Source organism: Companilactobacillus crustorum JCM 15951, assembly GCF_001434585.1.
In the GTDB taxonomy this organism is placed as follows: Bacteria; Bacillota; Bacilli; order Lactobacillales; family Lactobacillaceae; genus Companilactobacillus; species Companilactobacillus crustorum.
In genome coordinates, this window is the sequence record NZ_AZDB01000024.1 from 22,253 (window position 1) to 28,529 (window position 6,277).

4 protein-coding genes are annotated in these 6,277 nt (G+C 33.7%); 3 read left to right on the forward strand and 1 reads right to left on the reverse strand.

The annotated features are described in order from the left end of the window. Window positions 1–50 precede the first annotated feature (50 nt). Complete coding sequence (locus tag FD26_RS07440) at window positions 51–1,424, forward strand: DUF2252 domain-containing protein (RefSeq protein WP_057867801.1); 1,374 nt, start codon at window positions 51–53, stop codon at window positions 1,422–1,424. A gap of 28 nt (window positions 1,425–1,452) precedes the next feature. Then, the gene (gene ppk1, locus FD26_RS07445) at window positions 1,453–3,453 is read left to right on the forward strand and encodes a polyphosphate kinase 1 (RefSeq protein ID WP_057867802.1); all 2,001 of its coding nucleotides are present in this window, start codon (window positions 1,453–1,455) and stop codon (window positions 3,451–3,453) included. Window positions 3,454–3,579: 126 nt separating this feature from the next. Here the strand turns inward: ppk1 and FD26_RS07450 are convergent, their stop codons facing one another. Continuing rightward, window positions 3,580–4,485, reverse strand: a complete 906-nt coding sequence (locus tag FD26_RS07450; protein WP_057867803.1) for a proline-specific peptidase family protein — start codon at window positions 4,483–4,485, stop codon at window positions 3,580–3,582. Window positions 4,486–4,675: 190 nt separating this feature from the next. Here FD26_RS07450 and FD26_RS07455 point away from each other — a divergent pair, with 190 nt between their 5' ends. Next, complete coding sequence (locus FD26_RS07455; protein WP_057867804.1) at window positions 4,676–5,962, forward strand: LPXTG cell wall anchor domain-containing protein; 1,287 nt, start codon at window positions 4,676–4,678, stop codon at window positions 5,960–5,962. Window positions 5,963–6,277: the final 315 nt, after the last annotated feature.

Consider the following 6,277-nt stretch of genomic DNA (forward strand, 5'->3'; position numbering starts at 1 on the left):
AATAGTTATCTGGGCTAGCTATTGTATAATAACGTTGAGGAGATGAAGGTATGAGCAAGACACCATATACTTATCAGGATACTGATGCTTTTAAAAGTACAGAACAACTAATTATCAAAGGACGTTTTTTTGCCACTACCGTCTCAGACAAATTTGATCAATTCGTGCCCAAGAAAAGAAACATTCATAAGATTCTAAATATAAAAAATAAGTTGCTGGTCCCAGAACTCCTAGCTGTTAAAAAGGAGAGAATGTCTAAGTCTCTTTTTGCATTCTTTCGTGGAACAGTTGATGTGATGCATTATGATCTTTCAAGAAATGAAAATAGCGGCATCAAGGTTTTAGTTGGTGGAGATGCTCATTTAGGAAACTTTGGTTTCTATGGTTCATCTGAAGGTCAATTACTATTTGATATGAATGACTTTGATGAGGCTCATTTGGGTCACTGGGAATATGATTTGAAGCGATTGCTTGTCAGCGCACTAATTGTTGCTAGATCGCACAATTTTGAGGAATCTGATGTTCAAGAGTTTCTATTAACAGTGGTTGATACTTACTTTGATACCTTGAAACACATGACTAAAATTTCGGAAATGAAGCGATTTATTTTACCTAATACTTTGCAAAACATTACCGAGATTTTTGGTAAATTAAAAGATAACGAAGAATATTTTCAAGAATCATTTAATAAGATGATTGCTAAGAGTATAAAAAAAGCTCAGCGCAGCAATTCTAAGTTGGTTATTGAAAAATATACTGAGTTGTCTGATATTGGCGAACGTCGTTTTATTGAAAATAAGCCAGTTACACAGCACATCAGTGAGAAAGATTATAAGAATGTTGTTGAAGGCTATCAAAAATATAAGCGCCATCAAAGAAGCGACGTAAGATTATTTTTGGAAGATTTCAATATTAAAGACATTGTACGTCATAGCGTTGGTGTCGGCAGCGTGGGAACCTTGTGCTACTTAATTCTCTTGCAGGATTTGGATAGCAACTACTTAGTCTTGCAAGCTAAACAGGCTTTGCCAATTTATAATGACGATAAATTATATTCTGATTCAGAAGTTAGCCAAGGACAGAATATTGTTAATAGTCAATTGATTTTACAGAGTGCTTCTGATCCATTTTTGGGAGCTTTTGATACGAAGAAATATAGCTTTTATATGCGTCAATTTAAGGATATGAAATCTTCAATAAACTTGGATAAGTTAGATTTTGAATCGTTTGAGGATTATGTCAAAGTTTGTGTGATTTTGTTGGCCAGAGCTCATTCACATTCGCCAAATTATCCGTTGATTATTGGTTTTGGTGAGGAGTATGCAGAAATTGCTAATTCTTTGATGAACTTTACTAATAGTTATGTCAAACAGGTCGAATACGATTACGAATCATTTAAAAAGGAACAGAGGGATGGAAACTAATTATAGGAATGAAGGTTAAATAAGTTATATGAAGGATAAATATTATAATAGGGATTTAAGTTGGATTTTATTTGATCGTCGGGTTATCGAACAGGCATACGATCCAGAAGTTCCATTTTTGGAAAAATTAAAATTTTTAGCGATTGCATCTAATAATTTGGACGAATTTTTCCGCGTTAGAATGCATAATATTCATAACTTGGTCGTTGAGCATAAAAGCGATAAGCGAACAGACATGTCTGGTAAAGATATTTTGGATTTAGCATACGAATATAACAAAACAAATTTAACCAAACAATATAAGGCTTTTGATAAATTGATGAAAGAAGCCGGGGAGAAAGACCTCTTTCATCTATTGAGATATGATGATTTATCAGATGCTGAAAAGAAAACTGTTAAAAAATTCTATAATAAAAAAATTGTTCCTCGTTTGGATATGCAACGTTATTCAGACGAATATAAATTCCGCAAGAATTTGTATTTCTTAATGGAAACTCCTAAGTATACCTATACTTGTCCGATACCTGAAGATTTAGGACGTTTGATCAACACTGGCGTTGATGATCATTATATTTTGATTGAAGATATTATGCGTTCTATGGCGAAGGACTTGATCAGAAAATATAAGATTTCAAAAATTGCTGTTTTTAGAGTGACTTATGACAAAAACAAGCCTTATGATTTTTTGAATAAGGATCTCAATGATCATCAATATTTAGACACCATGATACATTACGTTGATACAAGAGATTTACGAGAAGTTATGCGAGTTGAATTTTCAGGCGAAGATGAAGAAAAAGGTCGCAAGTATTTTACAAAACTTTTGGGTATTAACCGCAAGAGTGTCTACAAGATTCCGGGACCAGTTGATTTGAAATTCTTAACGGGTTTATATAAAAGATACCGCGATCACAAGGACCTGATTTTCCCACCATTTGATGCTTTAGAGTGGAATGACGCAACTAATATTTTGAAATATTTAGATAGATCGCCAATTTTGGTTCCATATCCTTATGATTCGTTCAGTGTCTTCATAAAATATTTAGAAACAGCTGTTAATGATCCTAAAACCGCACAGATATGTATTACAATTTATCGAACAGAACAGAATTCTGATTTATTGAGGTTATTGAAGGAAGCTGCTGGTAAAGGCATCAAAGTAACAGCCATGGTAGAGTTGTGGGCAAGATTTGATGAAGTACACAACATTGAAGTTGCTAAAGTGTTAGAAGAAGCCGGAGTACACGTGATTTTCGGTGACAAAGTTAATAAGGTACATTCCAAAATCTGTCTAGTTTTACACGCTGATAAAACTGGATATGTCCAAATTGGTACTGGAAATTACAATGCTATCACTGCCAAGGGATTTACAGATATCAGTTACTTTACTAGTAATCAGGCATATATTGATGATGCTGTGAAATTCTTCGATTACTTATTGACGGGTAAAAAGTCTCAATATAATCTAATTGTGACATCGCCTAAAGGTATTAGCGACATGATCATAGCTAATATTAAACGAGCTACAGAAGCTTATCTGCGGGATGGGCAAGGGGAAGTCTTCATGAAAGTTAATGGATTGACTGATATTGATATTATCAATGCCATTTATGAAGCTGCCAAAGAAGGATTGCCATTTAGACTGGTTGTGCGTGGAGCTTGTTCATTGAAATTAGGAGTTTGCGGTCCAAAAGAAGATATTCGGGTTAAGAGTATCGTTGGTCAATTATTGGAACACAGTCGAATTTATAAATTTCAATACGGCAAAGATCATACCGATGTTTGGATTTCATCAGCTGATATGATGACTAGAAACTTGGAACGTCGTGTGGAAATTGCTGTACCAATTGTTGAAGAAAAACCTAAACGCAAATTGCTTAAAATTGTTAAAGTATTTTCTAAAGATACTAAAAACTCATTTGTACTACAAAATGATGGCTATTATGTAAAAGAAAATGTTAAACATGGAATTTCAGCTCAACAAACTTGGCTCAGCCGTCTCAAGTGGGGTAAGTATGTTAAGAATTAATATAATTTTTCCTAAACAAAAACAAGACGGTAACTCAAATTCGAGTTACCGTCTTGTTTACCTTAATGCTTGGAAGCTGAACACGTCTTGTTCCGCTCTGATTTTTCTGAAAATTTGTAGGCTTTTTTAGTCGTTAAAGTTGTTTGATTCAACGTCTTTAATGAATTGTTCCAAATGATCAAAGTAAACAGGAGCATTATCGATCATATGATGATGACCACCATTTGGAGTAGTTACCAAACGTGCATGAGGAATTTCCTTTTGCATGATTTTGGCTGTTTCAATAGGCATGGTTTCATGTTCACCGAAGGTAATCAATGTAGGAACAGTGATTTCTTTAAGGTGTTTTCTGAAGTGCCAGTCTTTTAACTTACCAGTAATAACGAATTCGTTGTCGCCTTGGAATGTGTTATAAACTGGAACAGACATAGTATCAATCAAGTGTCTGATAGCTGTAGGTTGCTTACGATCAACATATTCAGCATTTAAAATGTCAACGTAGCTTTGGTAAGTTGGATCTGAAAGGTTATTTTCGGCTTCAATTTTTTCCATGTACTTAACTTTGTTAGGACCTAAAGCGTCCAGACGACATTGGTTAATATTTTTTACATAGTCATCAATTTCATCGACCATACTTGAGATGATAGCACCCTTAAGATGTTGTCCATATTTAGCTGCATACATTTGAACTAAAGCGCCACCCCATGATTGACCGATGAGGTAAAAGTTATCTAGTCCAAGTTTTTGTCTAACTTCTTCAACTTCTTCTAAGAAGTAGTCATAAGTTAAATATTTTTTAGCAATTTCGGGATCGCTATAGTCGGGTTGATCAGAATACCATGATCCAAGTTGGTCATACATAGTAACTTGTACGCCAAGATCAGCTAGTTTTTCTCCAAAATTTTCCCAATATTCATGGTTTCCACCAGGGCCACCATGTAGGCAAAGTAATTTAATATCTCCATGACCTTGTGTATTGGTCCATAGATGGTATCCGTTGTCTAAAGTAAGGATTGTTGTTCCTTGTTTCATAAAATAGTCACCTTCCTGCAAATGATAGTTATAAGTATATATCTATCTCTTAGTTTATTTCAAATATTCTATAATAAAACTTTAATGATTCTAATAAAATTTTTATTTTATATTTCAGTAAACATAGCGTAATATTTAAGTGTTTTAAAAAATTATGATAAAATTGGTATATGTTAAAAGGGGCGATATGATGAAGAAATTATTGATCAGTCTATTGTCTGTGGGGATGCTTTTGGGAATATTTGGTGTAATCGGATTGAATAATACCGGGTCACCTAATTTAATGGAAGAAACTGTTCAAGCAGATACAAACAATAGCGATAATCGAACAATTAATTATGAGGTTTATAAAGAAAATTCCAATACCTTGTCACCAATGAATACTCTATTTACCAAGAGTGCCAAGGTTTATGCTAATGATGACGGAACTTACAAAGTTACAGTTACAGGTCGTGTAGCTAACTTAGGTAGTTTAGACGTTTCTACGATTGATGGACAGACTCCTAAAGTAACTAACAACGGCAATAATCACGTTGATATTAGCTTTAATGTTGATAGTTTAAATGATTTAGATAAAGATATTCCAGCAACTATCCAAACGAAGTTGTTGAATTTTCAGGTGGATCAACAAAATGTTACTTTTAGATTTGATTTAAGTACCCTAGATAGTAGTGGTACAAATAGTTCCTTTGCAGATAGCCTAAATAAAATCACGAATGCTGAAAATAATATTACCAACACTGCTAATAACGTCAAAGGACTATTGGATAACTTGAATTCAAATAGTAACAGTGGCGAAAATATTATTTCAACGCCAACTACGACTGATGATAATAGTACAACTAAGACAAATTCTGATACTAATGACAGTTCAAAAACTGTTTTGAAAGAGTTAACTTATAAAATAGCTAAAAATAATGGCGATGGTTCTTTGATCTCACCATACTTTACAAATACAGCAAAAGTCATGGAGAATCCTGATGGAACGTATTATGTTGAAGTAACTGTTAAATATCCAAAGAAGTTCGGCAACAAGGCTTTTGAAATTAATTCAATTAATCATCAAAAACCTTTCAACTTTACTTTTAAGAGTGAAGGCGACAGCAATTATATTACCTTTGATTTTCCAATCAATAAGATTGCTGATTTGAGTAATTTAATTCCTGGTAATATTACATTGAATGTCCCTGATTTTGGATTAAATAAAGACTTAGGCTTTAATTTGGATTTTGATAGTTTGAATCCATCTGATTTATCAAGCTTGCTGAATAGCTCTGATACATCTGGATTGTTATCGGATTTGAGTAGTTTGAGCAAGATCAGCGATATCAAACCGGTAACGACAAGTACTTCTAATAAGAGTACGAATACTTTACCTAAAACTGGTAATGAAACCAATTATATTTTGATGGCCATTGGTGGAGTTGTTTTGGTTTTATGGATTGTTTTGTTAAAGGGTACGTATTTTAAACATTAAAAAAATTTGATAATAGAGTAAATAAAAGACTCTTACTCAAGTTTGGATATAGCTTGAATATACTAACTGATGTGATTGAAGTATGCCATCGTCCGCAAAAAATCTGTGGGCCACTGGAACGTGGTGGACGCGACTTAGAGCTAATAATTCCACACTTCGTGCGTAATTATGGATCTCTAAGCTCGGTCTTGTACTAACCTTGCTACGCAAGCTAAGTACAATATCACCACTGAGGGCCCACAGATTTTTTACTACCGATTAAGTCCTTGATCCTAATATTATTGAACAAAATATTAAATAGTAAATAAAAAAACG

What these genes read in the sequence shown, in the direction of transcription:
- FD26_RS07440 (WP_057867801.1), top strand. Translation starts at nt 51, where the DNA reads ATGAGCAAGACACCATATACTTATCAGGATACTGATGCTTTTAAAAGT.
- ppk1 (WP_057867802.1), top strand. Translation starts at nt 1,453, where the DNA reads ATGAAGGATAAATATTATAATAGGGATTTAAGTTGGATTTTATTTGAT.
- FD26_RS07450 (WP_057867803.1), bottom strand. Translation starts at nt 4,485, where the DNA reads ATGAAACAAGGAACAACAATCCTTACTTTAGACAACGGATACCATCTA.
- FD26_RS07455 (WP_057867804.1), top strand. Translation starts at nt 4,676, where the DNA reads ATGAAGAAATTATTGATCAGTCTATTGTCTGTGGGGATGCTTTTGGGA.